General features: G+C 74.8%; 25 protein-coding genes. 13 read left to right on the top strand and 12 right to left on the bottom strand.

The annotated features are described in order from the left end of the window. Window positions 1–7: 7 nt before the first annotated feature. From EBM89_RS05045 to EBM89_RS05065, 5 genes are read right to left on the bottom strand one after another with little or no spacing between them, the layout of a single operon-like run. On the bottom strand, window positions 8–1,516 hold the full coding sequence (locus EBM89_RS05045) for a lipopolysaccharide biosynthesis protein (protein WP_122148371.1): 1,509 nt from the start codon (window positions 1,514–1,516) through the stop codon (window positions 8–10). After that, window positions 1,513–2,388, bottom strand: coding sequence for a glycosyltransferase (locus EBM89_RS05050; protein WP_158609507.1), 876 nt, complete (start codon window positions 2,386–2,388; stop codon window positions 1,513–1,515). Before EBM89_RS05050 ends, EBM89_RS05045 begins: the two co-directional genes overlap by 4 nt. Then, the gene (locus tag EBM89_RS05055; RefSeq protein ID WP_122148373.1) at window positions 2,385–3,413 is read right to left on the bottom strand and encodes a glycosyltransferase family 2 protein; all 1,029 of its coding nucleotides are present in this window, start codon (window positions 3,411–3,413) and stop codon (window positions 2,385–2,387) included. Before EBM89_RS05055 ends, EBM89_RS05050 begins: the two co-directional genes overlap by 4 nt. Further along, the gene (locus tag EBM89_RS05060; protein ID WP_122148374.1) at window positions 3,410–4,336 is read right to left on the bottom strand and encodes a glycosyltransferase family 2 protein; all 927 of its coding nucleotides are present in this window, start codon (window positions 4,334–4,336) and stop codon (window positions 3,410–3,412) included. Before EBM89_RS05060 ends, EBM89_RS05055 begins: the two co-directional genes overlap by 4 nt. Then, window positions 4,329–4,946, bottom strand: coding sequence for a dTDP-4-dehydrorhamnose 3,5-epimerase family protein (locus EBM89_RS05065; RefSeq protein ID WP_122148375.1), 618 nt, complete (start codon window positions 4,944–4,946; stop codon window positions 4,329–4,331). Before EBM89_RS05065 ends, EBM89_RS05060 begins: the two co-directional genes overlap by 8 nt. 108 nt (window positions 4,947–5,054) lie before the next feature. Between EBM89_RS05065 and rfbD the strand changes: the two genes are divergently transcribed. Further along, window positions 5,055–5,900, top strand: coding sequence for a dTDP-4-dehydrorhamnose reductase (gene rfbD / locus EBM89_RS05070; RefSeq protein ID WP_122148376.1), 846 nt, complete (start codon window positions 5,055–5,057; stop codon window positions 5,898–5,900). After that, complete coding sequence (pseI, locus tag EBM89_RS05075) at window positions 5,900–6,955, top strand: pseudaminic acid synthase (protein WP_122148377.1); 1,056 nt, start codon at window positions 5,900–5,902, stop codon at window positions 6,953–6,955. The genes rfbD and pseI overlap by 1 nt, the downstream gene beginning before the upstream one ends. A gap of 60 nt (window positions 6,956–7,015) precedes the next feature. Here pseI and EBM89_RS05080 read toward each other — a convergent pair whose 3' ends face one another. Both EBM89_RS05080 and EBM89_RS05085 read right to left on the bottom strand, forming a co-directional pair. Next, window positions 7,016–8,461 carry a bifunctional UDP-2,4-diacetamido-2,4,6-trideoxy-beta-L-altropyranose hydrolase/GNAT family N-acetyltransferase gene (locus EBM89_RS05080; protein ID WP_122148378.1) on the bottom strand — a complete coding sequence of 482 codons (1,446 nt, stop codon included), beginning with the start codon at window positions 8,459–8,461 and terminating at the stop codon, window positions 7,016–7,018. Beyond that, window positions 8,461–9,216 (bottom strand): cytidylyltransferase domain-containing protein, encoded by a 756-nt coding sequence (locus EBM89_RS05085; RefSeq protein WP_233571551.1) that lies wholly within the window; start codon window positions 9,214–9,216, stop codon window positions 8,461–8,463. Before EBM89_RS05085 ends, EBM89_RS05080 begins: the two co-directional genes overlap by 1 nt. Window positions 9,217–9,302: 86 nt before the next feature. Between EBM89_RS05085 and pseB the strand changes: the two genes are divergently transcribed. Genes pseB through EBM89_RS05100 form a run of 3 tightly spaced genes read left to right on the top strand, consistent with a single transcriptional unit; the run spans window position 9,303 to window position 12,491 of the window. Further along, a complete protein-coding gene (gene pseB, locus EBM89_RS05090; protein WP_122148380.1) occupies window positions 9,303–10,286 on the top strand; it encodes a UDP-N-acetylglucosamine 4,6-dehydratase (inverting) in 984 nt (327 codons plus the stop codon). 10 nt (window positions 10,287–10,296) lie between these two features. Then, window positions 10,297–11,427 carry a DegT/DnrJ/EryC1/StrS family aminotransferase gene (locus tag EBM89_RS05095; protein WP_122148381.1) on the top strand — a complete coding sequence of 377 codons (1,131 nt, stop codon included), beginning with the start codon at window positions 10,297–10,299 and terminating at the stop codon, window positions 11,425–11,427. A gap of 53 nt (window positions 11,428–11,480) precedes the next feature. Beyond that, window positions 11,481–12,491: a glycosyltransferase family 2 protein gene (locus EBM89_RS05100; RefSeq protein ID WP_158609509.1), complete on the top strand. Its 1,011-nt coding sequence runs from the start codon at window positions 11,481–11,483 to the stop codon at window positions 12,489–12,491. A 25-nt stretch (window positions 12,492–12,516) separates the two neighbouring features. Here EBM89_RS05100 and EBM89_RS05105 read toward each other — a convergent pair whose 3' ends face one another. Further along, a complete protein-coding gene (locus tag EBM89_RS05105; RefSeq protein ID WP_147463451.1) occupies window positions 12,517–13,914 on the bottom strand; it encodes a lipopolysaccharide biosynthesis protein in 1,398 nt (465 codons plus the stop codon). A gap of 46 nt (window positions 13,915–13,960) precedes the next feature. Continuing rightward, window positions 13,961–14,986, bottom strand: coding sequence for a hypothetical protein (locus tag EBM89_RS05110; protein WP_122148384.1), 1,026 nt, complete (start codon window positions 14,984–14,986; stop codon window positions 13,961–13,963). Between the two features lie 87 nt (window positions 14,987–15,073). Here EBM89_RS05110 and EBM89_RS05115 point away from each other — a divergent pair, with 87 nt between their 5' ends. The 4 genes from EBM89_RS05115 (at window position 15,074) to EBM89_RS05130 (ending at window position 20,184) form a co-directional block, all read left to right on the top strand. Further along, window positions 15,074–15,766, top strand: a complete 693-nt coding sequence (locus tag EBM89_RS05115; RefSeq protein WP_122148385.1) for a glycosyltransferase family 2 protein — start codon at window positions 15,074–15,076, stop codon at window positions 15,764–15,766. A 5-nt stretch (window positions 15,767–15,771) separates the two neighbouring features. After that, entirely contained in the window at window positions 15,772–16,197 is a 426-nt protein-coding gene (locus EBM89_RS05120) for a DUF2304 domain-containing protein (RefSeq protein WP_158609511.1), read from the top strand. Then, entirely contained in the window at window positions 16,181–17,812 is a 1,632-nt protein-coding gene (locus EBM89_RS05125) for a DUF2142 domain-containing protein (RefSeq protein ID WP_122148387.1), read from the top strand. Before EBM89_RS05120 ends, EBM89_RS05125 begins: the two co-directional genes overlap by 17 nt. A gap of 113 nt (window positions 17,813–17,925) precedes the next feature. Next, entirely contained in the window at window positions 17,926–20,184 is a 2,259-nt protein-coding gene (locus EBM89_RS05130; RefSeq protein ID WP_122148388.1) for a DUF2142 domain-containing protein, read from the top strand. Window positions 20,185–20,253: 69 nt separating this feature from the next. On the opposite strand, the gene rfbA is transcribed toward EBM89_RS05130, so the two are convergent. Next, window positions 20,254–21,126 (bottom strand): glucose-1-phosphate thymidylyltransferase RfbA, encoded by an 873-nt coding sequence (gene rfbA, locus EBM89_RS05135; RefSeq protein WP_122148397.1) that lies wholly within the window; start codon window positions 21,124–21,126, stop codon window positions 20,254–20,256. 131 nt (window positions 21,127–21,257) lie between these two features. On the opposite strand from rfbA, the gene manA reads away from it, so the two are divergent. Next, a complete protein-coding gene (gene manA / locus EBM89_RS05140; protein ID WP_122148389.1) occupies window positions 21,258–22,460 on the top strand; it encodes a mannose-6-phosphate isomerase, class I in 1,203 nt (400 codons plus the stop codon). A 7-nt stretch (window positions 22,461–22,467) separates the two neighbouring features. Here manA and EBM89_RS05145 read toward each other — a convergent pair whose 3' ends face one another. Both EBM89_RS05145 and EBM89_RS05150 read right to left on the bottom strand, forming a co-directional pair. Continuing rightward, complete coding sequence (locus tag EBM89_RS05145; RefSeq protein WP_122148390.1) at window positions 22,468–23,418, bottom strand: GDP-mannose 4,6-dehydratase; 951 nt, start codon at window positions 23,416–23,418, stop codon at window positions 22,468–22,470. After that, window positions 23,415–24,392, bottom strand: coding sequence for a GDP-mannose 4,6-dehydratase (locus EBM89_RS05150; RefSeq protein WP_122148391.1), 978 nt, complete (start codon window positions 24,390–24,392; stop codon window positions 23,415–23,417). Before EBM89_RS05150 ends, EBM89_RS05145 begins: the two co-directional genes overlap by 4 nt. Window positions 24,393–24,508: 116 nt before the next feature. Between EBM89_RS05150 and EBM89_RS05155 the strand changes: the two genes are divergently transcribed. From EBM89_RS05155 to EBM89_RS05165, 3 genes are all read left to right on the top strand, one after another. Continuing rightward, a complete protein-coding gene (locus EBM89_RS05155; RefSeq protein WP_122148392.1) occupies window positions 24,509–25,462 on the top strand; it encodes a glycosyltransferase family 2 protein in 954 nt (317 codons plus the stop codon). Beyond that, window positions 25,455–26,201, top strand: a complete 747-nt coding sequence (locus EBM89_RS05160) for a class I SAM-dependent methyltransferase (RefSeq protein ID WP_122148393.1) — start codon at window positions 25,455–25,457, stop codon at window positions 26,199–26,201. Before EBM89_RS05155 ends, EBM89_RS05160 begins: the two co-directional genes overlap by 8 nt. Then, window positions 26,198–26,974: hypothetical protein (locus EBM89_RS05165; protein WP_439647166.1), on the top strand; the 777-nt coding region annotated here is incomplete at its 3' end. The genes EBM89_RS05160 and EBM89_RS05165, both read left to right, overlap by 4 nt.

The raw sequence follows: 26,974 nt of genomic DNA on the forward strand, positions 1-26,974 counted from the left end.
GTGCAGACTACTCGTCGGAGCTGCCCGCTCGGGACCGCAGCAGCGGCAGCGCCGCGACGGCCCCGCCAGCCACGCCGACGACGACCAGGCAGGCCAGCGTCGTCCAGCGGCCGTCCACGACGTGCTGGACGGCCCACGAGACCGCCGCGGTGCCCAGCGCGAGCGCGAGCGCGCCCAGCACCGCGCCCCGGCCTGGTCCGCCCCCGGGGGTGACCAGGCCGCGCGAGCCGCGCAGCAGCACGACCAGCGCCGCGGACGAGGCCAGCACGCCGGCCGCGGCGAGGCCGAACATCCCGCCGGCGAGCGCGAGCAGCACGCCGGCGACGACCTTCACGACCGTGTAGACGGCGTACGAGCGGGTCTCGATGCCCGGCCGGCCGGCCGCGCGGACCACGACGGCGCGGGCGTTGCCCGCGAGCGTGAGGACGAAGCCGGCAGCGAGCACCGCCGTCAGCGGCGCGATCCCGTCGACCTCCGGCCCGAGCCACTCCGCGGCGGCGAACGGCAGGACGCCGAGGGCCAGCGCCGCGAACGGCAGCACCAGGCGCAGCCAGCCGCGTTCCGCCTCGGCCCCCGCGTCCGGAAGGCTGCCGGGATCGCGTCCGGCACGGACGCTCAGCGAGGTGAACACGGGTGTGAGCAGCACGGTGGGCGCGAGGCACGCCGCGGCCGTCAGCGGGGCGGCGGCGGAGACGCTGGCGAGTGCGGCCGTGCCGAGCAGGATGCCGGCGAGGACCACGTCGAGCTCCCGCTGGGCGACGAATCCCACCGCGGAGAGCTGGTTGCGCCAGGAGTACGCCCACAGCTCGCGCGTCTCGGCGCGGGACGTCGGTCGGCGCACCTCGCGCAGCAGGTGCCGCCGGCACAGCACCAGCCCGGCGAGCACCGCGACGCCCGCGTCGGCGAACGAGGCCAGCAGCAGCCCCGGCAGCCCGGAGCCCGTGGCGAGCGCGACCACGATCCCGACGGCGAGCACGCCTCGCGCGGCGAGGGACTGCACGGCCATGGCGACGAACCGCGACCGCGCCGCGAGGTACGAGCTGAGGGCCAGGGCGACGAGCTGCAGCACCGCGAGCGTCCCCGCGTGCCGGAACAGCAGGGCGGCGTCGTCCCGGACCGCCTCGGGGACGGTCACCACGGCCAGGACGCCGCGCGAGATCCACGGACCGGCGACGGTGACGACGACCAGCAGCGCCCCGAGGACCAGCAGCACGGACGCCGTGATCCGACCGCCGAGGGCGGTGTCCGCGCGACCGCGCGCGACGCCGTGGTACCGCTGCATGATGCCGACGACCCCGAGGTCCGCCGTGAGCAGCAGGTTGATCGTCGTCATCATCAGCGCCCACGCGGCGTACGCGCCGGGGCCGAGCCGCTCGAGGACGAACGGGGTGGCGAGCAGCTGGACGCCGAGGGGCGCCATCCGCGCCACCGCGACGAGCAGGCCGTCGGTGCGCCGGGCAGCAGGTTCGGGGCCCGTGGCCGGGGCGGGTCCGGCGGGGACCTGGTCGGCGGTCACGCCGGTCCTCCCGGCCGCATCCGGGGGTCGGTGCGTCCGGTCCACCCGTCCCGCAGCCCTCGCAGCAGCGTCGCCAGCCGCTGCGCCCGCGGCGGCTCGAACAGGAGCACGGTGAGGGCCACGTAGCACTGCAGGGCAGCGGAGACGATCACCCAGGCGGGCTCGCGGCGCAGGTGCTCCCTGGCGAGCACCGTGCCGTTGCGGGCCGTCCAGTACAGGCGCCACGTGGCGTGGCTGGTCGAGCGGAGCCGCAGCGGGCCGATGCCGCGCCAGCGGGTCTCGCCCAGGCTGTGCGGGAGCCGGACGCGCGCGTCCTGCACCACCCGCCACCCGGCGTGCCGCACCCGCAGGCAGAAGTCCTGGTCGACGCAGTCGACGAAGAAGTCCTCGCGGAACGGTCCGACCGCGTCCAGGGCTGCCCGGCGCACGAGCATGCCCGACGTGATGACCACCGGGAGGTCCGCGAGTGGAGGCCGGTGCGCTGCACGGGGGTCGAGCGGCCGGTCGGCGTCCACGTCCCACGGCACCGGTGCGGCGACGCCGGTGCGCGGGTCGTCGTCGAGGTGCGCGGCGAGCGCCGCCACGAGCCCGTCGGGCACGGCGGAGTCCTGGTCGAGCAGCAGCAGGTCGGTTCCCGGGGGGACCGACGCCGCCCCCGCGTTCAAGGCCCCGGCGAGCCCCAGGTTGCGGCCCGGGCGGAGCACCGTCGCCAGCGCGGCGACCTCGGGGAGGGCGTCGGTTCCCGGCTCGCCCTCCGGGGTGTTGTCGACCACCACGACCGTGGCGCACTGCGCCGCGGCCGACCGCACGACGGCTGTCGCACGCTCGTCCGGGCGGAACGCGGTCACGACCGCGGCGACCGGCGCGGTCACAGCGCCCGCCGTGCGGCGCGCCACCAGAGACGCAGCAGGCCCTGCACGGGCGCGGCGGCGGCGGGCAGCGGCATCTGCGCCGAGTCGAAGGTGTCCGTCATGAGGTGCGCCAGCGCGCGGTCCGGGACCGACCGGGTGCGCTGGACGAGTCGCCGGCGGCGGGCGACCGCGCTGGGGTGCCGCAGCAGCCACGCCCAGCCTCGGAGCTTCTGGCGCCCCCACCCCTGTGCGGTGGCGACGGCGAGCATCGCGACCTCGAAGCCGAGCAACGGCACGGCGAGCAGCAGCAGCGTGCGCGCCTGGTACGTCGTCAGCACGAACAGCAGGCGGTTGCGCTCCAGGAGGTACATCTTGAGCGGGGACCTGCTGAACTCGAAGTGGTGGACCGCGCTGGCCTCGGGCACGTAGCGGACGGTCCGGCCGTGCTGCCACGCCCGCCACGACAGCTCGAGGTCCTCCATGTAGGCGAAGAAGTCCTCGGGGAACCCGCCGAGCTCGTCCCACAGCGAGCGGTCCACGGCGACGAGCGCGCCGCTCGCGGAGGCGACCTCGCGGCCCGTCGTGTGCGCGGACACCGGGTCCTCCAGCCCGCCGGCCCAGCACAGGCCGAGCACGTGCAGCGGGTTCCCGGCGGAGTTGACGCGTCCGGGGTCCGACGCGAGACGGACCAGCCCGCCGGCGACACCGACCTCGGGGTCGGACCGCAGCGCGCGCACCAGCGTCGCGACGGCGTCGGGGGCGACGACGGCGTCCGAGTTCACGAGGACCACCGGGCGCCCGGAGGTGGCTGCAGCGGCGGCGTTCATGCCTCCGGTGAAGCCCAGGTTCGTCCCGGGCACGAGGAGCCGGACACGCGGGTCGGGCGGGAGCGTCGTCACGGCGTCGGTCGTGCACCCGTTGTCGACGAGCACGATCCGGACGTCCACGTCCTGCGACGCGAGCACGGCCGCGACGGCCTCGTGCAGGTACTGCTCGGGGCCGAAGGCGAGCATCAGCACGTCCGCGGTGGGGATGTCGTGGGTCATGCGTCCTCCTGCAGCGGGCCGGTGCGTCCGCGCAGCCCGTCGACGAGCCCGCGCAGCAGCAGACGGGCGCGACGGGCCCGGGGGGCGACGGCGAGCACGTAGAACCCGGCGTACTTGGTGATCCACGCCAGGTACCCGACCTGCCAGGCACGCGGCAGCAGCCCGGACCGGACCAGCAGGACGGTGTTGCGGGCCATGTAGTAGTTCCGCACCGGCGAGTGGATGTGCACGTCCCGCTCGCGGCCGGGGATGCGCTGCACGCGGTCGCCGAGCGAGTGCGCGAGCCGCGCGCCGACGACGCCGAACGAGCCGTAGCCCGCCCGGCGGGCGCGCAGCCCCCACTCGAGGTCGATGTGGTCGATGAACCAGGCCTCGTTCATGCCGCCGACCTCGCCCAGCACCGCGACGTCCACGAGGCAGCCCGAGGCGATGAGGAAGGTGGCGGGCACGAGGGCGCCGTCCACCTGCGGCACGGTGGCCCGACGCGGTCCCCAGCGGTGGTCCGAGAACAGCAGCGGCGCGCCCGCGTTGCGCTCGTCGACGGTCACCGGGCCGACGGCGGCCACGCGCCCGTGCTCGGCGCGGGCCCGCGCGAGCCCGTCCCGCAGCCGCGCGACCATGTCCGGCTCCGGCACGGAGTCCTGGTCCGAGAGGAGCACCGTCGTCGCGCCGTGGGCGCGCGCCCGCTCGATGCCGAGGTTCTGCGCCCGTGCGATGCCGAGGTTCCGCCCCAGCTCCACGAGCTCGCCGCGCAGGTCCGCGACCACGTCCCGCAGGGCGTCCACCGCGCGGGCGTCGCTGCCGTTGTCGACGAGCACGACGTGGTCCACCTGGGGCGCGAGGGCCCGCAGCAGCACCGTCGTCGCGGCGACGTCCGGCCGGTAGGTGACGACGACGGCGACGACGCCCGTCGGTTCAGCCACGCAGCGTCGCCAGGTACGCCTCGACGTCCGCGTGCTGCGGCAGGAGGCCGTCGGCCAGCGCCTGCTCGAGCGTGGGTGCGGCCGTGTCCTTCTCGGACAGCTGCGGCGTGATCGGCCGGCCGTCGCGGCCCGTGGTGGGCCAGTCGATGCCCACGGTCGGGTCCAGCGGGTGGATGCCGTGCTCGCGCCCGGGCGCGTAGCCCGCGGAGCACAGGTAGAGCACGGTCGAGTCGTCCTCGAGCGACATGAAGGCGTGGCCCAGGCCCTCGGCCAGGTAGATCGCCCGGCGGTCGACGTCGTCCAGCAGCACGGAGTCCCACTGCCCGAACGTCGGCGAGCCGACCCGGATGTCCACGACCACGTCGAGCACGGCGCCGCGCGCGCAGGTCACGTACTTGGCCTGGCCCGGGGGGACGTCCGCGAAGTGGATGCCGCGCAGCACGCCCGCGGCGGAGACCGACAGGTTGGCCTGCTGCAGGTCGAACGCGTGACCGGCGGCGTCGCCGAACGGCGCCGACTTGAACCACTCGAGGAACACCCCGCGCGGGTCGCCGAACTGCTTCGGGGTGATCTCCCACGCCCCGGGGACGGCGAGCTCGCGGTACTCCACGGTGGTTCTCCAATCGGTCGGTGCGCGACGCCCGCGCAGCGGCGACCAGCGTAGCGGGGCCGACTAGGCTGACGGCCGGACGGCTGGTCGAGACGAGATGGAGATGCTGTGCGCTGGTTGGTGACGGGTGCCCGCGGGATGCTGGGGCAGGACCTGGTGGCACGGGTGCGGCAGGACGGCCACGACGTCGTCGCGCTGGACCGCGACGAGCTCGACATCACCGACGCGGCGGCGGTGCTCGACGCGGTCGCCGGTGCGGACGTGGTGGTGAACTGCGCGGCCTGGACCGCGGTCGACGACGCGGAGACCCGCGAGGGTGACGCCTTCACCGTCAACGCCGTCGGCCCGCAGTCGCTGGCGCGGGCGACCGCCCGGCACGGCGCGCGTCTCGTCCAGGTCTCGACGGACTACGTCTTCGACGGCCACGCGACCCGGCCCTACGCGGAGGACGGGTTCGCCGCCCCGCGCTCGGCCTACGGCCGCACCAAGCTCGCGGGCGAGTGGGCGGTGCGGGCCGAGGCCCCCGACCACCTGATCCTGCGCACCGCCTGGCTGTACGGCGCGCACGGCGGCTGCTTCCCCAAGACCATCGCGCGCGTCGCCGCGGAGAAGGGCGGCCTGGACGTGGTGGACGACCAGGTCGGGCAGCCCACCTGGACCGTCGACGTCGCCGACCTCGCGGTGCGCCTGGTCGACGCCGCGGCGCCGTCGGGGACCTACCACGCGACGTCGTCGGGGCTGACCTCCTGGTTCGGCTTCGCGCGGGACGTCGTGGCGGCGGCCGGGATGGACCCGGAGATCGTGCGCCCGACCACGAGCGAGGGCTTCGTGCGTCCGGCTCCCCGCCCGGCGTACTCGGTGCTCGGGCACGACGCGCTGCGCGCGGCGGGCGTCGAGCCGATCGGTGACTGGCAGCAGCGGTGGGCGACCGCCGCGAAGGAGGTGCTCGTCTGATGGCGGACCGTTCGATCCGGGTCGGCGCCCACACCGTCGACGCCCACCACCGGCCGTTCGTCGTGGCCGAGATGTCCGGCAACCACAACGGCGACCTCGGCCGTGCGCTCGCGATCGTCGACGCGGTGGCGGAGTCCGGCGCCCAGGCGCTCAAGCTCCAGACGTACCGCGCCGACACGATCACCATCGACGCGGACGGCCCCGCGTTCCGGGTCTCGGCCGGGCACGAGCTGTGGGGCGGGAAGAACCTCTACCAGCTCTACGAGGAGGCGCACACCCCCTGGGAGTGGCACGAGCCGATCTTCGCCCGGGCGCGCGAGCACGGTCTCGTGCCGTTCTCGAGCCCGTTCGACGGCACGGCGGTCGACCTGCTCGAGAGCCTGGACGTCGAGCTCTACAAGATCGCGTCGCTCGAGATCGCGGACCTCGCCCTGCTGCGCCGCGTCGCGCGGACCGGCAAGCCGATGGTGATCTCCACCGGCGCCGCCTCGATCACCGACGTCGACACGGCCGTCCGGACCATCCGGGCCGAGGGCAACGACCAGGTCGTCGTGCTCGCGTGCACGTCGTCGTACCCCGCGTCGCCGAGCGAGTCGAACCTGCGGTCGATCCCGGTGATCCGCGACGCGTTCGACGTCGTGGTCGGCCTCTCGGACCACACGAAGGGGATCGGGGCCTCCGTCGCCGCGGTCGCCCTGGGCGCGTGCCTCATCGAGAAGCACGTCACGCTCGCCCGCGCCGACGGCGGCGTGGACTCGGACTTCTCCCTGGAGCCGCAGGAGCTCGCGGCGCTCGCGACCGAGACCGAGGTCGCCTGGCAGGCGCTCGGGGAGGTCCGGCTCGACCCGACCGCGGGGGAGGCGGAGAGCCGACGTCTGCGCCGGTCGCTGTACGTGGTCGCGGACGTGCGCGCGGGCGACGTCGTCACCGAGGACAACGTCCGGTCCATCCGCCCGGCGGGTGGGCTCGAGCCGGTGCACCTCGACGTGGTGCTCGGCCGGACGTTCCGGTCCGACGCCGCCCGCGGCACCGCCCTGACCTGGGACCTGCTCTGACGGCGGTGCGTGCCCCCTCGACGCCGTCGCACCCCGTGGGGGTGCGGCGGCGTCGTCGCGTCAGGCTCCGTCCCTGACGAAGGTGTCGAGCCCGTCCCCGGCGATCCCCGCGGGCCGGTAACCTGCCGCCTCGAACAGGCGGACCGACGCCGCGTTGCCCGGCCGCACGCAGGCCAGGACCGCCGGTCCGGGCCCGACGCGCTCCCGCCACGCCTGCTCGCCCGCGGCGAGCACGTCGGCGGCGAGGCCGCGCCCTCGGGCCGTCGGGGCCAGGGTGATCGAGACCTCCCAGAGGTCGTCCCGCTCACGGTCGAACCGCACCGTGCCCACCGGCGACCCGGTGCGCTCGACCACCAGCAGCACCCGGTCCGGGTCGGTGAGCACCCCGTCGAGCCACCGCAGGTGCGCGTCCTCCGGGACCACGTCCTGGGTGCGGGACGAGGTCCGTGTCGCCGGGTCGTTGCGCCAGGCCAGCAGCAGCGGGCCGTCGGTCGCACGGGCGGGGCGTGCCGCGACGACCGGCCGCCCGCCGGCGGCCCACCAGGCGTCCAGCACGCGGTCCGCGCCGAGCCCGTCCACCAGCGCCCGGCCCGTCGTGCGCAGGTCCGCCCGACGTCGCGGGTCCGTGAGCAGGCCGGCCAGCGCCGCCACCGCCGCGGGGTCGGCGGCGCGCACGGCGTCGAGCGGACCGAGACCGACCGCGATCCCCGCCGCGACCGCGCGCTCGTAGCCGGTGCGCTGGTTCTCCGTGACCGCGACCAGCGCGGTCGGGGCGCCCACGCACGCCAGCTCCCACACGGAGGTGCCGGCGGCGCTCAGCACCACCCCGGCCGTCGCGGCGAGCGCCGGCAGGTCGTCCTGAGGGCCGAGCACCTCGGCGGTCGGCACGAGGGCACGGACACGCTCGGCCGCCTCGCCGGCCGCGACCACCCGGATCCGCGGCGCCCCGGCCCGGTCCGCGAGGCGGGCGGCCGCGGCCCCGACCCCGAACGCGTCGGTGCCGCCCATCACGACGAGCACGTCCGACGGGGAGTCGTCCGCCCCGGCCGGGTCGCGGGCCAGCCGGCGCGCCGCGCGGACGGCCGCGCGCAGGGGGGCGTACGCCACGCCGCGCAGCACCGTCCCGGAGCCGTCGTCCGGCCGGTCCTCCGTCTCGGCGCCCAGGGTGGAGTCGACGACGACGTCCGCCGCCCGGCGGCCGAACGTCCCGTCCTCCATGGACGAGACGAGCGGGCCGTGGCCGCGCAGGTCGCCGTCGACGCCGTAGTGGTCGACGTGCAGCACGTCGGCGTCCAGCCTCGCGACGGCCGCGGCGTCGAGGGGCCCGGCCGGCAGCACGGGCAGCCCGGCGGCGTGCACGAGCCGGCGGCCCAGCGGTGCGTCCACGGATCCGAGCAGCGCCACGGGCCAGCCACGGTCGCGGGCCGCCTCCGCCAGCGCCAGCGACCGCACGAGGTGCCCCACCCCCGACCCGGCGCTGGCGTCGCAGCGCAGCAGGACGCGCATCACGCCTCCTCGAGCGCCTTCTGGCGCACGTCGGCGTTGAGCGCCACCAGGTCGGGGCGGGCCCGCAGCAGGGCGACGAGCTCGCGCCACCGGACCGGGGCGTCCCCGAGCGCGGTCGCGACGGCGTCGAGCAGGGCCGCGTCCTGCGCGGTGTCGAGCGTGACACGCAGGTCGTGCGCGTCCGGGGCGACGACGAGCCCGAGGGTGCGGTACTCGCCCGGCACGGCGTACAGCGCGGACGTCACGTGCACCCGGTGGTGGTCGCGGGCCACCCGGTCGGCGGCGGCGAGTGCGGCGGCGGAGACGAGCTCGACGTCCAGGCCGCGGGGCAGGGTGCGCACCAGGGTGGTCGCCACGTAGTCCAGCGTGGGGTCCGCCCGCCACGCGCCCACGACCGCGGCGACCAGGGCCGGGTCGAGCAGCGGGCAGTCCGCGGTCAGGCGGACGACCGCGTCGGCCCCGGTGGCCTCGCGGGCCGCGACGAACCGCGACAGCACGTCCAGCTCCGAGCCGCGGACCACGCGCACGCCGAGCTCCGCCGCGAGGTCGGCGACCGCGTCGTCGCCCGGTGCGGTGGAGGTCGCGACGACGACCTCGTCGACGCCCGCGGCGGCCTGCGCCGCGCGGACGACCCAGCCGAGGACGGGCCGTCCGGCCAGCGGCAGCAGCACCTTCCCGGGCAGCCGGGACGACCCGGTCCGGGCCTGGACCACGGCGACGACTCGGGCGGGCGAGGGCGGGGGAGCGGTGCGCACCGTGCCATGATGCTCTATCGGGCGCACCGCGCCGCGCGGCCACGGCGCCGCGCACACCCGCACCGACCGTCTGGGAGTTCCACGGCATGTCTCTGCTCACCGGGTCCTCGATCCTCATCACCGGAGGCACGGGGTCCTTCGGCAAGGCGTTCATCCGGGAGGTCCTGGACCGGCACGACCCGCGTCGTCTCGTGGTGTTCAGCCGCGACGAGCTCAAGCAGTACGAGGTCCGTCGGCACTTCGACGACGACCCCCGCCTGCGCTGGTTCATCGGCGACATCCGGGACCGCCAGCGCCTCGCCCGCGCGATGCACGGCGTGGACTACGTCGTGCACGCCGCCGCGCTCAAGCAGGTGGACACCGCCGAGTACAACCCGTTCGAGTACGTCCAGACGAACGTCAACGGGTCGCAGAACATCATCGACGCGTCGATCGACGCGGGCGTGAAGAAGGTCGTCGCGCTGTCGACCGACAAGGCGTCCAGCCCGATCAACCTCTACGGCGCGACCAAGCTGTGCGCCGACCGGATGTTCGTGTCCGGCAACCACTACGCCGCCGCGTACGACACCCGGTTCTCCGTGGTCCGCTACGGCAACGTGATGGGCTCGCGCGGATCGGTCATCCCCGTGTTCCGCCGGCTCGCCGAGGAGGGCGCGTCCCTGCCGATCACCGACCTGCGGATGACCCGGTTCTGGATCACGCTGCCGCAGGCGGTGCAGTTCGTGCTCGACTCGTTCGAGATGATGACGGGCGGCGAGCTGTACGTGCCGCGCATCCCCAGCATGAGGGTCACCGACCTCGCGCAGGCGGTCGCCCCGGGCTCGGCGATGCACGAGATCGGCATCCGTCCCGGCGAGAAGCTCCACGAGGAGATGATCGCCCCCGACGACTCCCGCCGGACCGTGCGCCTGGGCGACCGCTACGTGGTCATGCCCTACGTCAGCGGGTGGGGCTACGAGACGCCCGCGGGTGGTGAGCCCGTCGAGGACGGCTGGACCTACCGGTCGGACACCAACGACCTGTGGCTGGACGAGGCCGAGCTGCGCGACATGGTCGCGCGGTTCGCCTGAGGCCGCCGCCGTGCTGCCCTACGGGCGCCAGTCCGTGGACGACGCCGACGTCGAGGCCGTCGTCGCCGCGCTCCGCAGCGACTGGCTGACCACCGGCCCCGCCGTCGACGAGTTCGAGCGCGCGATCTCCACGCACGTGGGCGGCGCCGCCGCCGTGAGCGTCACCTCCGGGACAGCGGCCCTGCACGTCGCGTACGCGGCGGCCGGGATCGGCGCCGGTGACGAGGTCGTGACGACCCCGCTGACGTTCGTGGCGACCGCGGCCGCCGCCGCGCTCCACGGCGCCACCGTCGTGTTCGCGGACGTCGAGGCCGACACCGGCAACCTGGACGTCGAGGCGGCGCGCGCCGCGATGACGGACCGGACCCGCGTCGTCGCCGCCGTGGACTACGCGGGGCTGCCCGCCAGCCCCGACGCGTTCGCGTCGCTCGCCCACGAGCACGGCGCGCTGTTCCTCGAGGACGCCGCGCACTCGATCGGGTCGCTCTGGGACGGACGGCCCGTCGGGTCGTTCGCGGACCTGACGACGCTGTCGTTCTTCCCGACGAAGAACCTCACGACCGCGGAGGGCGGTGCCGTCGTCACGGCCGACGCCGCGCTCGAGCGACGCGCGCGCGGGTTCAAGAACCACGGGCTGGTGCGCGAGCGCGACCGGCAGCGGTTCCCCGACGAGGGACCGTGGCACCAGGAGGTGCACGAGTTCGGGCTGAACTACCGCCTGCCCGACGTGCTCGCCGCCCTCGGCACCTCCCAGCTGCGCCGCCTCGCGGCGTTCCGCACGCGCCGCGCCGAGATCCACGCCCGGTACGACGAGGGCCTGCGGGACCTCGAGGGCGTGCTCACCCCGGCGCGCCGCGCGCAGGCCGAGCCGGCCTGGCACCTGTACCCGCTGCGGGTGCTCGACGGCCGCCGGCGCGACGTGTTCGAGCAGCTGCGCGCGGACGGCATCGGCGTCCAGGTCAACTACATCCCCGCCTACTGGCACCCGGTGTTCGCCGACCTCGGCTACCGGCGGGGGATGTGCCCGAACGCCGAGGCGTACTACGAGCAGGAGATCTCCCTGCCGCTGTTCCCGGACCTCACGGACGCGCAGGTCGACCAGGTCGTCGACGCCGTGCGCCGCGCGGTGACGGGCCGCTGACGGGCGTGGACGCTCCCGCACCGGACGATCCGCCCCGGGTTGGACGGCCGACGGTGTCGGTCGTCGTCCCGGTGCACGGCGTCGAGCGCTACCTGCGGGACTGCTTGGACTCGTTGCTCGCGCAGACGCTGCCCGGGATCGAGGTCGTGGCCGTGAACGACGCGTCCCCCGACGGGTCGCTCGACATCCTGCGGGCCTACGAGCGGGAGCACCCGGGCAGGGTCGTCGTCGTCGACTCACCGACCAACCGGCGGCAGGGCGGCGCGCGCAACCTGGGGATCGCTGCGGCCTCGGGGGAGTTCCTCGGGTTCGTCGACGCCGACGACTGGGTCGATCCGACGATGTACGAGAAGCTGGTCGCCCGAGCACGCGACACCGGGGCGGACGTGGTCGACTGCGACCTGCTGCAGGCCCGTGGCGAGCCGCACCGCCTCACCCGGGAGGTCAGCTGCTCCCCGGAGCAGACGGGGCCACGGTCCGCGGAACGGGACCGGGCGCTGATCCGGCGCGGGAGCCGGATCGTCACCAAGATCGTCCGGCGCAGCCTGTTCACGGAGCACGACGTGCGGTTCCCGGAGCAGGTGGCGTACGAGGACAACGCGCTCGCGACCGTGTGGTGCCTCGCCGACCGGGTCGAGAAGGTCGACGACGCGCTGTACTACTACCGGATCAACGCGGGGTCGACCGTGCGCTCGCGCGACAGCGCGATCGTGGCGGACCGGCTGGAGACCGCCGAGCAGATGGTGCGGAACGCGCAGGCGTGGGGCGTGTACGACGACTACCCCGACGAGGTGGAGGGTCGGTTCGTCGAGCTGTACTACCTCAACACGATCGGACCGTGCCTGTTCCGGTTCGACCGGCCGCAGCGATCCCGGCTGATCCAGCTGCGCGCGACCGCACGGACGCGGTTCCCGGACTACCGCCGGCGCCCGGCGTTCCGCCACGTCGCTCGAGCGCCCAGGGTCGTATCGGGCCTCAACGACCTGAGCCCCACCCTGCTGTGCGCGATCGCCTGGGCGGTCCGCGCGGTCGCGCGGGTGACCCCGCGGGCCCTGCGTCCGTAGGACGCGGGCACCGTGGTGGTCGACGTCAGCCGGCCGGGGTCACGGACCCGTCCGCTGGACCGGCCCGGCGGACACGGCGGAGCTGGGCCAGGGCAGTGACCGCGAGGACGGGCAGCGCGGCCAGGAGCACCCCGAGCCCGGCCTGCGGACCGGTCGACAGGGCGGTGCCGATCGAGACCAGGGCGACCACTGCGACCACCGCGCCGGGCCACCCTCGCAGCGGTACCGGCGCGAGCCGCGACGCGACGACCCAGGTGACGGCGAACAGGGTCGTGTGCGCCACGACCTTGACCACGGCGAGCCCTTCGAGCCCGACGACGGCGGCGGCGAGGGCCCCGGCCCCGGCGAACCCGACGGCGGTCGTGACGGTGATCGTCGCGAGCGTCCCGGTGCGGCCCCGCTCGATGAGCACCAGGCTGCAGCCGAGGTAGAGGGCGTACGGCACACCCATCCAGACCACGACCCGGACCAGCGTCTCGATCGTGGTGTGGTCGAACCCCGGGCCGACGAAGAGCGGGACCAGCCACGGCGTCGTCACGGAGAGGCAGACGGCCCCGCCGGCCAGGACGACCGCGATGAGCACGGCGGACGCGCCCATCCACCGCCACCGGACCGCGGCCGGCTGCCGGTACACCGCCGGTCCCCAGGCGTTGAACAGCGCTGTGGCCACCGTGAACACGGTGTTCCCGAGCATGATGGCGGGCTGATAGGTCCCGGCTCCGTCGGCGCCCTGGAACGTGCCGGCGAGGATCGTGTCCGAGCTGAGCAGGACCACCATCGCGAGACCGTGCGGCAGCAGGGCGAGGGCCGGCGGCAGCCCACGCCGTGTCCGCTCCCGCTCACGCCACGGCCACGCGGGACGCGACACCACGAGGGAAGCACCCCCGAGCAGCACCAGGACCGCGGTGTAGCCGCTCAGGTAGGCACCCGCCGTCGGCGCCACCCACGTCGCACCGATGCCCACGAGCACCGCGCCGAGCGTCGACGACGTGGCGAGCACGATGAAGCCGAGCGGGCGCCGATCGGCGCGCAGGACGGCCTGGCACGCGGCGATGCACGTCAGAGCGCCCGACCCCAGGGCGACGGCGAGCGCGGGCACGGGGTCGGCGACGACACCCGCCGACCAGAGGACGACGACGGCGACGGTGCCCAGCACGCCGATCCCGATGCCTCCCACGACCATCAGGCCGACCGTGACCCGCGCGTCCACCCGGCCCTCCGCACCGCGCTCCCAGTCCCGGAGCACGAGCTGGGGGAACCCCGCGGCGAGGACGCTCACGAGCGTCTGCGCGACCGCGAGGGCGACGGCGACCCGCCCGTACTCACCGGTGCCGAGCGCGCGCGTCGCGAACGGGGTGGCGACCAGCAGAGCGAGACCCTGCAGCGCTGCGCCGAGCACGTAGAGCAGGCCGTGCCGGCTCACCCGGTCACCGGCCGGGTGCCCGAGCGCGGCCACCGGGGGGACGGCGTCATGCCGTCGCCGCCACGCGGATCGGCTCGGACCGGTCGCTCGGGGCGCGGCCGAGCGGGCGCGGCAGGTACGCCGCGCTCGCCCGCAGCCACGCGACGGCACCGAGGGAAGCGCCCTCGCTGGCAGCCGTCGGCGTGGCCGACGAGGAACGCCGCCGCACCGCTGTGAGCGTGCGGCTGACCGGCGCGGTCAGCCAGTGGTCCAGCCAGGGCCCGACGTGCCGGCGGTCCCACCTCAGCAGGGCCCGGAGCTCCTCGGGCTCGCGCACGTAGGCGAGGCCGGTCTCGGCCTCGGCGGCAGCGCGCCGCTGCGCGGCCCCCGCCTGGTCGTCGTAGAACTCGGGCCACCGCTCACGGAGCCGGTCCACACCCGCGGAGTCCTCGCCGGCCAGGTGCATGGCGTCGCCCGTCACGGCGGTCGGGATGCCGAGCGAGGCCGCGTAGACGATCGGAGTCGAGAGGCGGTTGGAGACGACACGACCCGCGCCGGTCAGCAGCGCGTGCAGGCGTCCGAGGAACGCCGGGTCGGTGCGGCGTCCCAGGGTGACGACCTCGTGGCCGGCCGACCGGTACGCCTCGACGACCCTCGGGTCGTCGGCCTCGACGTGGTACAGGCAGACCGTCGCCGGTCCCTCCGTCGCGGCCCAGGCGCGCGCCACCGCGCGGTGGTCGCCCCGCAGCGCCTGGGTGGCGATGCCGTGCACCGGCAGGATCACCGTGCCGGAGCCCGTCGGCGCCGGCCCGAGCCGTGCGCACAGGTAGTGCCACGGTGCACCGATCGGGACGCTGCGGCGGTCGGCCGTCGCGGGGTCCCACGCACGCGACGAGTGCGACCACACGAACAGCGACCGCCGCGCGGGGCCGGTCGCCGTGCCGATCGCCGGGAAGTCCCGGAAGTGCGTGTCCAGGGGCGACACGGCGGTCCAGCCGTGCTGCACGAGGCCGGGCAGGTGCCGGGCGCGGTCGAGCCCCGCGTACGTGGCGAGGGCGCTGCTGTGACCGTAGTAGTGGTTCTGGGATTCCACGGCGTCGAGCCTACGGGCCGCGGGCTGCGTCGAGGCACGCCGCCGCGCAGGTACCCTTGACCGTCCGGTCGGCGGTGAGGGGAGAGCGTGAGGGTGGCCCTGCAGGCCCAGCAGCAGCACGACGACGTCTGCGTCGTCGTGCCCCTGTTCAACGAGCGGACGGTCGTCGGCGACGTCGTCCGCGACCTCCGCACGGCGTTCCCGCTCGTCGTCGTGGTCGACGACGGCAGCACCGACGACTCGGCCGCTGTGGCCCGGGACGCGGGGGCCCTGGTGGTGCAGCACCCGATCAACCTCGGGCAGGGCGCGGCTCTGCAGACAGGGATCGAGGCGGCGCTGCGGCTGGGTGCGCGGTACGTCGTCACGTTCGACTCCGACGGCCAGCACCAGCGGACGGACGCCGAAGCCATGGTCGAGCGCCTGCGGGCCGACGAGGCGGACGTCGTCTTCGGGTCGCGGTTCCTGGACTCGCGGACCCGGCCGGGCCTGGTCAAGCGCCTCGTCCTGCGTGCGGCGATCGTGTACTCGAACCTGACGACCGGCGTGCACCTCTCCGACACCCACAACGGTCTGCGCGCCCTGAACCGGCGGGCTGCCTCCGCCCTCAGCATCCGGCAGAACAGGATGGCCCACGCGTCCGAGATCATCGAGCAGGTCGGGCACGCCCGGCTGCGGTGGGTCGAGCACCCGGTGCACATCCTCTACACCGACTACTCGCGGTCCAAGGGGCAGTCCGTGTTCAACGCCGTGAACATCCTGACCGAGATGATCTACAGGTAACCCGCGTGCTCATCAAGCTCCTCCTCCTCGTCGCCATCGCCGCCGTCTTCGTCCTCGGGCTGCGCGCGCCGAGCGGTGCGCGCCACCTCGCGCTGCGCCGGGTGTCCGTGCTGCTCGCCGCGGCCCTCGCCGCGCTCTCGGTGCTGTTCCCGGACGCGTGGAACGCGATCGCCGAGTTCGTCGGCGTCGGCCGCGGCACGGACCTGCTCCTGTACGGCCTGATCGTGGCGTTCCTGCTGTACATGGTGACGACCTACCGCCGGTTCCGGGACATGGAGCAGCAGATCACGCTGCTCGCCCGCCGCATCGCCGTCGACGAGACGCTGCCGCGCGCCGCGGCCGTACCGCCGCCGGGCCCGAAGCCCGCCGCCGGCGGCAGCCCGGCGCAGGACACCGCCGAGGGTGAGGCGAGCGGTGCGGACGGCCGCTGAGGACGAGCGGGCCCCGGGCCGGTCGCACCGTCCGGGTCGTGCGCTGCGCTCCCGCTCCCCGCGCCTGGTCTTCTGGCTGTCCTGGCTCGTCCTGACCGGTCTCGGCAGCGTGTGGGCGCTGGCGAACCCCATGGCGGCAGCGCCCGACGAGCCCGCGCACATCGTGCGCGCCGCCTCGCTGTACCGCGGCGCCGACCTGGTCGAGCTGCGCCCCGGTCTGCTCGTCGCCGAGGTACCGCGCATCTACGCGCTGACGCACGAGATGGCCGGCTGCTACGCGTTCCACTCCACGGAGCCGGCCTCGTGCTGGGTGCCGGAGTGGGGTGACGTCACGGAGGTCGTGCAGGCCACGACCTCGGCGGGGAACTACAACCCGCTCTACTACGCGATCGTCGGCGCTCCGACGCTCCTCGAACCGCGCAACGGCACGCTCTACCTCATGCGGCTGGTCAGCGCGGCGCTCGGCGCCTTCTGCATCGCTCTCGGGCTCCGCTCGGTCGCCGAGGTGTCGCGCAGGCGCTGGATCGTCCCCGCGGTCGCCCTGGCGACCACCCCCATGGTCGTCTTCATGAACAGCACCGTGAACCCCAACGCGGTGGAGGCGGCGGCCGGGCTGGGGCTGTGGACGACCTTGCTCCTGGCGCTCCGGCACCCCGACCGCACGCTGACGCGCCGCCGGTGGTGGCGTGCCGGGGTCCTCGTCGTGCTCCTGGTCAACGCGAAGGCGTTCTCCCCGCTCTACCTCGCGATCATCGTCCTGACGGCGGTGCTCGTCGTGGGATGGGCACCGGTGCGAGCAGCGCTCGTCGACCGCCGGACCTGGCCGGGGCTGGCACTGGGTGTGCTCGGGTCGGCCGCGGCCGTCGCCTGGACGCTGACCGCGGAGGGGGTCACGACCGCCCGGACCCAGGCGTTCCCCGAGCTCACGACCGAGCGCGCGCTGAACAACGTGCTGCGGTTGACGTCCTCGTACGTCGAGCAGCAGTTCGGCCGGTTCGGCTGGCACGACACCCCGGCACCAGGGTCCGTGTACCTGCTGCTCGCTGCCGCGCTCGGCGTGGTCGTGGTGCTGTCGCTCGGGGCGGCCCGCCTGCGCGAGGGCGCCGCGTTCGTCGCGCTGCTGCTCGTCGTCCTGCTGCTGCCGCTGGTGCTGCAGGTGCCGAACGCGAGCTACGTCGGCCTGCCCTGGCAGGGCCGGTACCTGATGGCTGTCTCCGTGGGCGTCCCGGTGCTCGCCGGGTTCCTGCTCGACCGCCGTGCCCCGGTCGCCGCCGGTGTGGCACGCCGGGTGTCCTGGGTACTGCTCGGCGTGGTGGCGGTCACCCAGCTGCTGAGCTTCTGGGAGAACCTCCGCCGGTACGTGGCGGGCACCTCCGCGCCGTGGTTCGAACCGGTGGAGAACCGGTGGGATCCGCCGTTGCCGGAGTCGGTGCTGCTGGGGGCCGCCCTCCTCGCGGTGCTCGCCTGGGTGGTCCTGCTCGGGTGGCTCGCGCACGAGCCCGACCCTGACCCGCGCGCAGAGCCCGAGCTCGAGCCGGGCGGGCCGTCGGTACCGCCGCGTGTCTCGTCCGGCACCCTGCCGGACTCCGCTCCGCAGGTGCGCGGGGCCGACTGAGGTCGGCGGCAGGTCGGGTCGGGTACCCCACCGGACCTGCACGGAACGTCCACGGCGCTGTGGCACGATGGCTCCCCGTGCGTGCCGGAGGGTGCGCCACGGGAGGAGGTCGGGTGTCCACGACGGGTGAGGACAGCGTGGTGGCATCGGCTGCGCGGGACGGCGGGGCCGTGGGCTCCACGCGACGGGTGCGGCCTCGTGCCCCGCGGTGGATCCCGGCCGTCCTGTGCGTCGTGGTCGTGCTGCTGGGTGTCGTGCTCGCCGCGACGGCCCGTGTCGGCGCGCAGCAGGGCGACGTCACGCAGCACTTCGGTCTGACGAACGCCGACACCCAGCTGCGGCCGGGCGCCTCGTTCGACATGGAGCTCACCGCCACCGAGGACGACCTGAGCGAGGTCGCCGTCGTGCTGGGCACCTGGTCGGGCCGTGCCGACTGCACGCTGACGGCGACGCTCCGCGACGGTGGCCGCGAGATCGCGTCGCAGGACACACCGTGCGCGGAGCTCCCCGACACGGCGCTGGCCACGGTGATCTCGTTCGACCCGATCGCGGACTCCGCGGGGACGACGTACGACGTGACGCTCTCGGTGTCCGAGGACTCCCGGCGGGGCCCCGCGCTGTGGGACACCGTCGACGGCCAGCACCCGGTCGTCGCCCTGTACGGCGAGCCCGACCGGCCGATGCTGTCGGTCGTCGGCGACGTGCTGGACCGGATCGCCGTGTACGGCCCCGCCTGGGGCTCGCCGGGCTGGGTCGTGGGGCTCGCCGTGCTCGTCCTGGCCTGCGTGGTGGTGCTCGCGCTGCGCCCGCGCTGGGGACTGGTCGCCGTGATCGTGCTGGTGGTGGCGCGCGGGTTGCTGTGGTCCGTGCTGATCCCGCCGCTGCAGGGCATGGACGAGGGGGCGCACTACGCGAACGTCCAGTTCATGGCGGAGGAGGGCCGGCTGCCGAACTGGAACACCGAGGACCGGCAGCACGGGACGTACTCCGAGTCGCTGACGGTGACGTCGCACGCGATGCACGTCTCGGCGTGGCAGCCGACCGACCGGCCCGACTTCGACGACTCGTCCGCCGAGGCGCTCCGTGAGGCCGACGCGGTCGCGAGCCCGCTGTCGGACGGCACGGGGCCTGCGGCGTCGTACCCTCCCGCGTACTACGCGCCCGCCACGCTGGCCTACCACCTCGCCGCCGACGACACGGTCGCCCAGGTGCATGCCATCCGGCTGTGGTCGGTGCTGCTCGGTGTCGGAGCGATCGTGCTGGCGTGGCTGTTCGCGGGGGAGGTCCTGCCGGGCCGCCCGGCAGCGCGCGCGGGGCTGATCACGGCGGTGGCGCTGCAGCCGATGCTGGCGCACCAGTTCGCGCTGGTGAACAACGACGCCTGGGTCGTCACGGCAGGGTTCGCGGCGCTGTGGATCGGCGCACGCCTGGTCCGGGAGGCGCGGGCGCCCTGGTGGATGCTCGCCGCGGGCGGTGTCGCCGGCCTGGCAGCCCTCGGCAAGCCGTTCGCCGCGCTCACGGTGATCCCGATCGCGGTGGGGTGGCTGCTGGGCAAGCTGCGGTACCGCGTGCGGGACTGGCGTGTGCTGGTCGGTGAGCCGCTGGTCGCCGCGGTGGGGGTGGGCCTCACGTACGGGTCCTGGCTGGTCGCGGCACGCGTGCTGGGGATCAACACCGGACTCGGATTCCCCGAGGGCACCGAGGACGGTCCCCGCGACCTGCTGACGTACGCCCGCACGCAGATCAACACGGGGTTCGCGGAGTTCCGCACGCTGTGGGTCGACCAGATGTGGGGCAACTTCGGCTGGGTGAACACGCCGCTGCCGCTCGGTGCGCAGAAGGTGGTGTGGTTCTGCTACCTGCTCGTCGCGCTGATGGTCCTGGTGTGGCTGGTCCTGCTCGTGCGCGGCCGCCGCCGGGGTCCGGTCGCGGAGGCGGTTCGTCGTGTCGACCGCCTGGTGGCGCTGTGCGTGCTGTCCGGTCTCGGCATGATGCTCGGCATGTACGCGGTGGAGTACGGCTACTTCGCGTCCACGGGCCTGACGAACCTGCTGCAGGGGCGGTACCTGCTGATGGTGGTCCCGGCGCTGCTCGTGCTCCCACCGCTGCTCGCGGAACGTCTGGTGCGCAGCCGGCGGGTCGCGGACCCGTCGGTGGAGCGTGTCGACGTCGGTGCGGAAGCCGGGCCCGGGGGGCGGGACGCGCAGGCCCTGGACGCCGCCGTCCGGGAGGCCGACGGGGAGCCCGTGGCCGCGGTGGTGGAGGCGCGGGCCCACGTCGCGGTCACGGCCACCGCCTGGGCGATCGCCGTCGGCGTGCTCGCGCTGCACGTCACGGGCGTGCTCGTCGTGGCGCAGAAGTTCTACCTCTAGCGAGGCCGCCGCACGAACGGAGGGCCAGGTGCACGCACCCGGCCCTCCGTTCGTGCGGCGAGCGACCGCTCAGCGCTGGTCGGACTCCAGCAGGCCGAGCAGGTAGGCGCCGTACCCGGACTTCACGAGCTGCTCGGCGCGGACGCGCAGCTCGTCGTCGGAGAGGAACCCGCGCCGCCACGCGACCTCCTCGGGCGAGCCGATCTTCATGCCCTGCCTGCTCTCGATGGTGCGCACGAAGTCCGAGGCCTCGAGCAGGGAGTCGAACGTCCCGGTGTCCAGCCACGCGGTGCCGCGGGGCAGCACCTCGACCTGCAGCCTGCCCTGCTCGAGGTAGTGCCGGTTGACGTCGGTGATCTCGTACTCGCCGCGGGGCGAGGGCTTCAGGTCCTTCGCGATGGCGAGCACGTCGTTGTCGTAGAAGTAGAGCCCGGGGACCGCGTAGTTCGACTTCGGGGCGGCGGGCTTCTCCTCGAGGGAGAGCGCGCGGCCGGCCGCGTCGAACTCGACGACGCCGTAGGCCGTCGGGTCGGCGACCCGGTAGGCGAAGACCGCGGCGCCGTCGATCTGCTCGAACCGCTGCAGCTGGGAGCCGAGCCCGTGGCCGTAGAAGATGTTGTCGCCGAGCACGAGCGCGGCGGAGTCGGTGCCGACGAAGTCCGCGCCGAGCACGAAGGCCTGTGCGAGCCCGTTCGGTTCCGCCTGCACGGTGTACTCGATGGAGATGCCGAACTGCGAGCCGTCCCCGAGCAGGCGCCGGAACTGCTCGGCGTCGTGCGGGGTGGTGATGATCAGGACGTCCCTGATACCCGCCAGGATGAGCGTCGAGAGGGGGTAGTAGATCATCGGCTTGTCGTAGACCGGGACGAGCTGCTTGCTCACCCCGAGCGTGATCGGGTGGAGTCGTGTGCCGGAGCCGCCGGCCAGGATGATGCCTCGCATGGTCATACAGTGTGGCCCATCCCGCGCTGCGCCGTCGGGGCGACAGGGGTGTCCGCCGTCCGGGTGACGGACTGGAAGCCATGTCCGGTTTGTGCCAATGTGTCCGAATTCGAGACGGCGGAGGGAGCGTGATGATCCGGATCGAGAGCGCCGAGCTGCACTACGCCTGGGGGTCGCCGACCGCGATCCCCGAGCTGCTCGGCACGCCGGCGCCCGGGGGACCGGTCGCGGAGGCGTGGTTCGGTGCGCACCACGCCGGACCCTCGCCGGTGTTCACCCCGGACGGCGGCGGCACCGGGACGCTCGTCGAGGCGATCGACCGCGACCCGCGGGGAGCGCTCGGCGACGGCGTCGTCGCGCGGTTCGGCCCCACGTTGCCCTACCTGCTCAAGATCATCGCCGCCGAGAGCCCGCTGTCGCTCCAGGTGCACCCCCACGTGGACGCCGCCCGCGCCGGGTTCGACCGCGAGGAGCGGGCCGGTGTGCCTCTCGACGCGTCCCACCGCTCGTACCGCGACCGCAACCACAAGCCCGAGCTCGTGTACGCACTGACCCGGTTCGAGGCCGTCTGCGGTTTCCGTGCGCCGCGCCGCGCGGCGGAGCTGCTGGCCGGGCTCGACGCGCCGCTCGCCGAGGAGCTGCACGACGTGCTGGCCGCCCAGCCCGACGCCCGCGGCATCGAGTCCGCGTTCACGCAGCTGCTGGAGCCGGAGACCCGGCCGACGGCCCGGGAGGTCCAGGGGGTGGTCGACGCCTGCGCCGCACGCCTCGCCGACGGGTCGCCCTCCCCGCGCGCCGACCGCACGGTCGTCCGCCTCGCGGAGGCCTACCCGGGCGACCCCGGGATCGTCACCTCGCTGCTCCTCAACCCCGTGACCCTGCACCCGGGGGAGGCGCTGTTCGTCCCCGCGGGTGGCGTGCACGCCTACCTCCGCGGCGTCGGGGTCGAGATCATGGCGTCGTCCGACAACGTGCTGCGGGCCGGCCTGACCCCGAAGCACGTCGACGTCGCCGAGCTGCTGCGGAACGTCGACTACGTCGCGGCGCCCCCGATCCGGATCGCCCCCGAGCGGTTCCACGGCGCCACGCGCGTCTACTACGCGCCGGTCGACGACTTCGAGCTCTCGATCACCGGGGTCGAGGACGACGGCGTGCACCCGCTGCCGGGCCGCGGCCCGCGGGTGCTGCTGTGCCTCGAGGGCGACGCCACGGTGCGGGCCTCCTCCGGCGCGGAGCTCCGGCTCACGCGGGGCCAGGCGGCCTTCGTGCCGGCCTCGGACGGTTCGCTGCAGGTCGAGGGACGCGCCCGGCTGGTGCAGGCGGACGTACCCTGACGCGCCCTCAACCCTCCGGGTGCGCCAGGTCGTGCGCGACCATCGCCGCGACCAGCCCGGTGAGGTCGTGGGTGCGGCGCCAGCCCAGCTCGCGCTCGGCGCGCCCCGGGTCCCCGACCAGCTCGGGGGCGTCGCCGGTGCGCAGCAGCGCGGGGTCGACGCGGACGTGCCGCTCCCAGTCGTCCAGCCCGGCGGCCGCGAACGCGGCGGCGACGAACTCCGCGACCGAGTGCGCGCGCCCAGTGGCCACCACCCAGTCCACGGCGTGGTCGTGCCGCGCCGCGCGGACCATCGCGTCGACGTAGTCCGGGGCCCAGCCCCAGTCGCGGCGCGCCTCGAGGTTGCCCAGGACGAGGGTGTCGTCCAGGCCCAGCGCGATCCGCGCGGCGCCGCGCGTGATCTTGCGCGTGACGAACGTGGTCGGCCGCCGGGGCGACTCGTGGTTGAACAGCACGCAGGACGTGACGTGCAGGCCGCGCCCGCGGTAGACGGCCGCGGCGTGGTGCGCGAGGGCCTTCGCCACGCCGTAGGGGTTGCGCGGGGCGACGGGCGTCGACTCGTCCTGGGGGACCCGGTCGGGGTGGCCGAAGATCTCCGCGGACGAGGCCTGCACGACCCGCACCGGGCGGCCCGCGGTCTCCTGGACCGCCAGCGCCGCGTCCAGCAGCGTCACCGGGGCGAGCCCGGACAGCTCCACCGTCAGCTCCGGCTCCGCCCACGACCGGGCGACCGAGCTGATGCCGCCGAGGTTGTACAGCTCGTCCGGGGCGAGCCGCAGCACGAGCGCGCGCAGCCCCGCCCGGTCGGCGAGGTCGACGGCGTGCGGCGTCCAGCCGTCGGCGCGGACCTCGTCGCCCGGGCGCACGAGCCCGTGCACCCGGACGCCCTCGGCGAGCAGCCGGTCGACCAGGTAGGAGCCGTCCTGACCGGTCGCGCCGGTGACCAGGGCGACGGTCACGCGGTCAGCCTGCGCTGCTCGGCGAGGTCGTGCTCGACCATCATCGCGACCAGCCCGCCGAAGTCGACGGTCGGCCGCCAGCCCAGGCGCTCGTGGGCCTTCGTGGCGTCGCCCACGAGCAGGTCGACCTCGGCCGGGCGGACGAACTGCGGGTCCGTGCGCACCAGGTGGGACCAGTCGTCGACACCCACGTGCGCGAAGGCGGCGTCCAGGAGCTCGCGGATCGAGTGCGTCTCGCCCGTCGCCACGACGTAGTCGTCGGGCTCGTCCTGCTGCAGCATCCGCCACATCGCGTCGACGTAGTCGCCCGCGAAGCCCCAGTCGCGGCGGGCCTCGAGGTTGCCGAGCACGAGCTCGTCCTGCAGGCCGAGCGAGATCCGCGCGACGGCCTGGGTCACCTTGCGGGTCACGAACTCCGGGCCGCGCCGGGGCGACTCGTGGTTGAACAGGATGCCCGAGGAGGCGTGCATCCCGTAGGACTCGCGGTAGTTGATGGTCATGTAGTGCCCGAACACCTTGGCGACGCCGTACGGCGACCGCGGCCACAGCAGCGTGGACTCGCGCTGCGGGACCTCCTGCACCTTGCCGAACATCTCGGACGACGACGCCTGGTAGAACCGGACGGGGCCGCCCGCGGTGTGCAGCCGCACCGCCTCGAGCATGTTCAGCACCCCGGCCGCGGTCACGTCGGTCGTGATGCGGGCGTTCTGCCAGGAGTACGCGACGTACGAGATCGCGCCGAGGTTGTAGACCTCGTCGGGGCGCGCGGTGGCCAGGGCCGTCATCAGGCTCGGCATGTCGGTGAGGTCCCCGGTGAGCACCCGGACCTCGGGGACTGCCTCGCGCACCAGGGCGATCTTGGGGTTGTTCTGCCCCCGCACGAGCCCGAACACCTCGTACCCCTTGGCGAGCAGGAGCTCGGCGAGGTAGAGGCCGTCCTGGCCGGTGATGCCCGTGATGAGTGCGCGTGCCATGAGGTCTCCGGATCCGTCGGTGGTGCGGGGCGGGTGCGGCGGCGCTGCACGTCGGCCCGGTGGCTAGGCTACCGACGACCTCGGGACGGAAGGTGCGGGCACCGCGTGAGCGCAGCATGAAGGTCGTCGTGCAGATCCCCTGCCTCGACGAGGAGGAGACCCTGGGGACGGTCCTGGCCTCGATCCCGGAGCGGATCGACGGCGTGGACGAGATCGCCGTGGTGGTCGTCGACGACGGGTCGACGGACGGCACCGCCCGGGTCGCCCGCGCCTACGGCGCGACCGTGGTCCGGCACACCCGGACGATGGGGCTGGCGCGGTCGTTCCGCGACGGGGTGCACTGGGCGCTGGCCCACGGCGCCGACGTGGTCGTGAACACCGACGGCGACAACCAGTACCCGCAGGACCGGATCGGGGACCTCGTGCGGCCGATCCTCGACGGCGTGGCCGACGTCGTGGTGGCCGACCGCCAGACGGCGACGATCGCCGAGTTCTCCTGGTTCAAGAAGCGGATGCAGCGCCTGGGCAGCGCGGTCGTCAGCCGCGCCGCCGACACCCGCCTGCCGGACGCCGCCAGCGGCTTCCGCGCCTACTCGCGGGCGGCGCTGCTGCGGCTGAACGTGGTCACGGACTTCTCCTACGCGATGGAGACGATCATCCAGGCGGGGCACCGGCGCCTGCGCATCGTCAGCGTGCCGGTGGTGACGAACCCCCCGACGCGCGAGTCGCGCCTGTTCCGCACCGTGTTCCACCACATGGCGCGCTCGGCCACCGCGATCACGCGGTCGTACCTGATGTTCAAGCCGTACGTCGTGTTCGCGACGCTGGCCGCCGTGTTCGGGGTGCTGGCCCTGGTGCCGATGGTGCGGTTCCTCGTCCTGTGGTGGGTGAACGGCACGGCCGGGAACGTCCAGTCGCTGATCTTCGGCGCGATCATGGCCGTGGCGTGCCTGCTGTCGGTCGCGCTGGGGGTGCTCTCGGACCTGCTGCGCACCAACCGCGTCCTGATCGAGCAGCAGCTCGAGCACCTGCGGCGGCTCGAGTACGACCGGGAGGCCGACCGTGGCTGAGCGCCCCGCCGACGTCCTGCGCGGCGCGTACGTGGGTCTGTGGCGGTCCGCCCGCCGCGTCGCCGACCGCTCGGGTGCGCTCGCGGCGCTCGACGCGCGGGGCGCCGCACGCCCGGCTGGCGTCGCGGCGCAGGTGCGCTCGATGTTCGCGATCCACGACGCGGCCGACCTGGTCGCGCTCGACGTCCCCTGGTGGACGTACGGGGCTGCTGCGCGCGTCGCGGCGCACCTGGACGCCCTGGGCGGGTCCGCGCGCGTGCTCGAGTACGGCTCGGGAGCCTCGTCGGTCTGGCTCGCCCGGCGGGCCGCGCACGTGACCAGCGTCGAGCACGAGCCGGGGTGGGCGGCGCTCGTGCGCGACCTCGCGCGGGACGCGGGGGTCGCCGACCGGCTGGACGTCCGGGAGGTGCCCCCGCGGTCCACCCCGGAGCCGCTGGTGCCGTCCGGTCGCCGGGGCGAGGGCGGGCGCGACTACGCCGCCTACGTCCGGGCGATCGACGACGTCCCCGGCGAGCTCGACCTGGTCGTCGTCGACGGGCGGGCCCGGGCGGCGTGCCTCGAGGCCGCGACGCGACGGCTCGCCCCCGGCGGCCTCGTGCTGCTCGACGACAGCCAGCGCCCCCGGTACGCCGCCGCCCTGGCCTCGTGCGGGCTGGACGTGCACCGGATCCGGGGGTGGGTGCCGTCGCTGCCCTACCCGCGCGAGTCCGCGGTGCTGACCCTGCCGGCGCGGGCGTGACGTCGACCCGCGCGTCCCGGGCGGGCGACCTGCTCGCGCGGGCCCTGCTCGCCGTGCCCGACCGGGCGCCGGTGCTGCTCGGCTGCCTCGGGCTCGCCGGCCTGCTCGCGGTCCTCGCGGGGCAGTTCCGCCCCGTCGTCGTCCTGCCGCTGGCGGCGGCGCTCGCCGCGGCCACCTGGCGGTGGGTGCCCGGGGCGCCGCGACGCGGTCCGGGCGACCTCGCCGCGGTCGGCGCGCTGCTGGCGCTGGTCGCGCTCTGGGTCGCCCTGGGGCTCGGCCGGGTCGCGGAGTACGTCGTGGTCAACCGCGACCCGGGGTTCCTCACGCTCCGGGCGCTGTGGCTGACCGACCACGCCGCCGCGCCGATCCCGGTCGGCTCGGCCGAGCAGGCGGCGGCCGCCGTCGCGGGGGCCAGCGCGGGCACCGAGGCCTTCTGGCTCCAGGACGGGCACCTGTACGCCCAGGGCAACACGATGCTGCCCGCGCTGCTCGCGGTCCAGGGCTGGGTCGGCGGCGAGCGGGCCGTCCTGGCCGGGGTCGTGGCCATCGGCGCCGTCGCCCTGCTGGCCGTGTTCGCCGCCGCGCGGAGGTTCACCGGGTCGTGGTGGGCCCTGGTGCCGACCGCGGCCCTCGGGGCCAGCCTGCCGTTCCTCACGTTCACGCGCGCGGCCTACACCGAGCCGCTGACCGTGGCGCTGCTGTGCGGCGGCCTGGCCGTCGCCCACGGCGCGTGGCACGGCGCCCCCGGCGGCGGCCGCCGCCCGGGGCGGTGG

It is taken from the genome of Cellulomonas triticagri (assembly GCF_003696205.1).
GTDB classification, from domain to species: domain Bacteria; phylum Actinomycetota; class Actinomycetes; order Actinomycetales; family Cellulomonadaceae; genus Cellulomonas; species Cellulomonas triticagri.

Coding starts and splice junctions, on each gene's coding strand:
- EBM89_RS05150 (WP_122148391.1), bottom strand. CDS start 24,392: ATGGCACGCGCACTCATCACGGGCATCACCGGCCAGGACGGCCTCTAC.
- EBM89_RS05055 (WP_122148373.1), bottom strand. CDS start 3,413: ATGACCCACGACATCCCCACCGCGGACGTGCTGATGCTCGCCTTCGGC.
- pseI (WP_122148377.1), top strand. CDS start 5,900: ATGGCGGACCGTTCGATCCGGGTCGGCGCCCACACCGTCGACGCCCAC.
- pseB (WP_122148380.1), top strand. CDS start 9,303: ATGTCTCTGCTCACCGGGTCCTCGATCCTCATCACCGGAGGCACGGGG.
- EBM89_RS05080 (WP_122148378.1), bottom strand. CDS start 8,461: ATGCGCGTCCTGCTGCGCTGCGACGCCAGCGCCGGGTCGGGGGTGGGG.
- rfbA (WP_122148397.1), bottom strand. CDS start 21,126: ATGCGAGGCATCATCCTGGCCGGCGGCTCCGGCACACGACTCCACCCG.
- manA (WP_122148389.1), top strand. CDS start 21,258: ATGATCCGGATCGAGAGCGCCGAGCTGCACTACGCCTGGGGGTCGCCG.
- EBM89_RS05155 (WP_122148392.1), top strand. CDS start 24,509: ATGAAGGTCGTCGTGCAGATCCCCTGCCTCGACGAGGAGGAGACCCTG.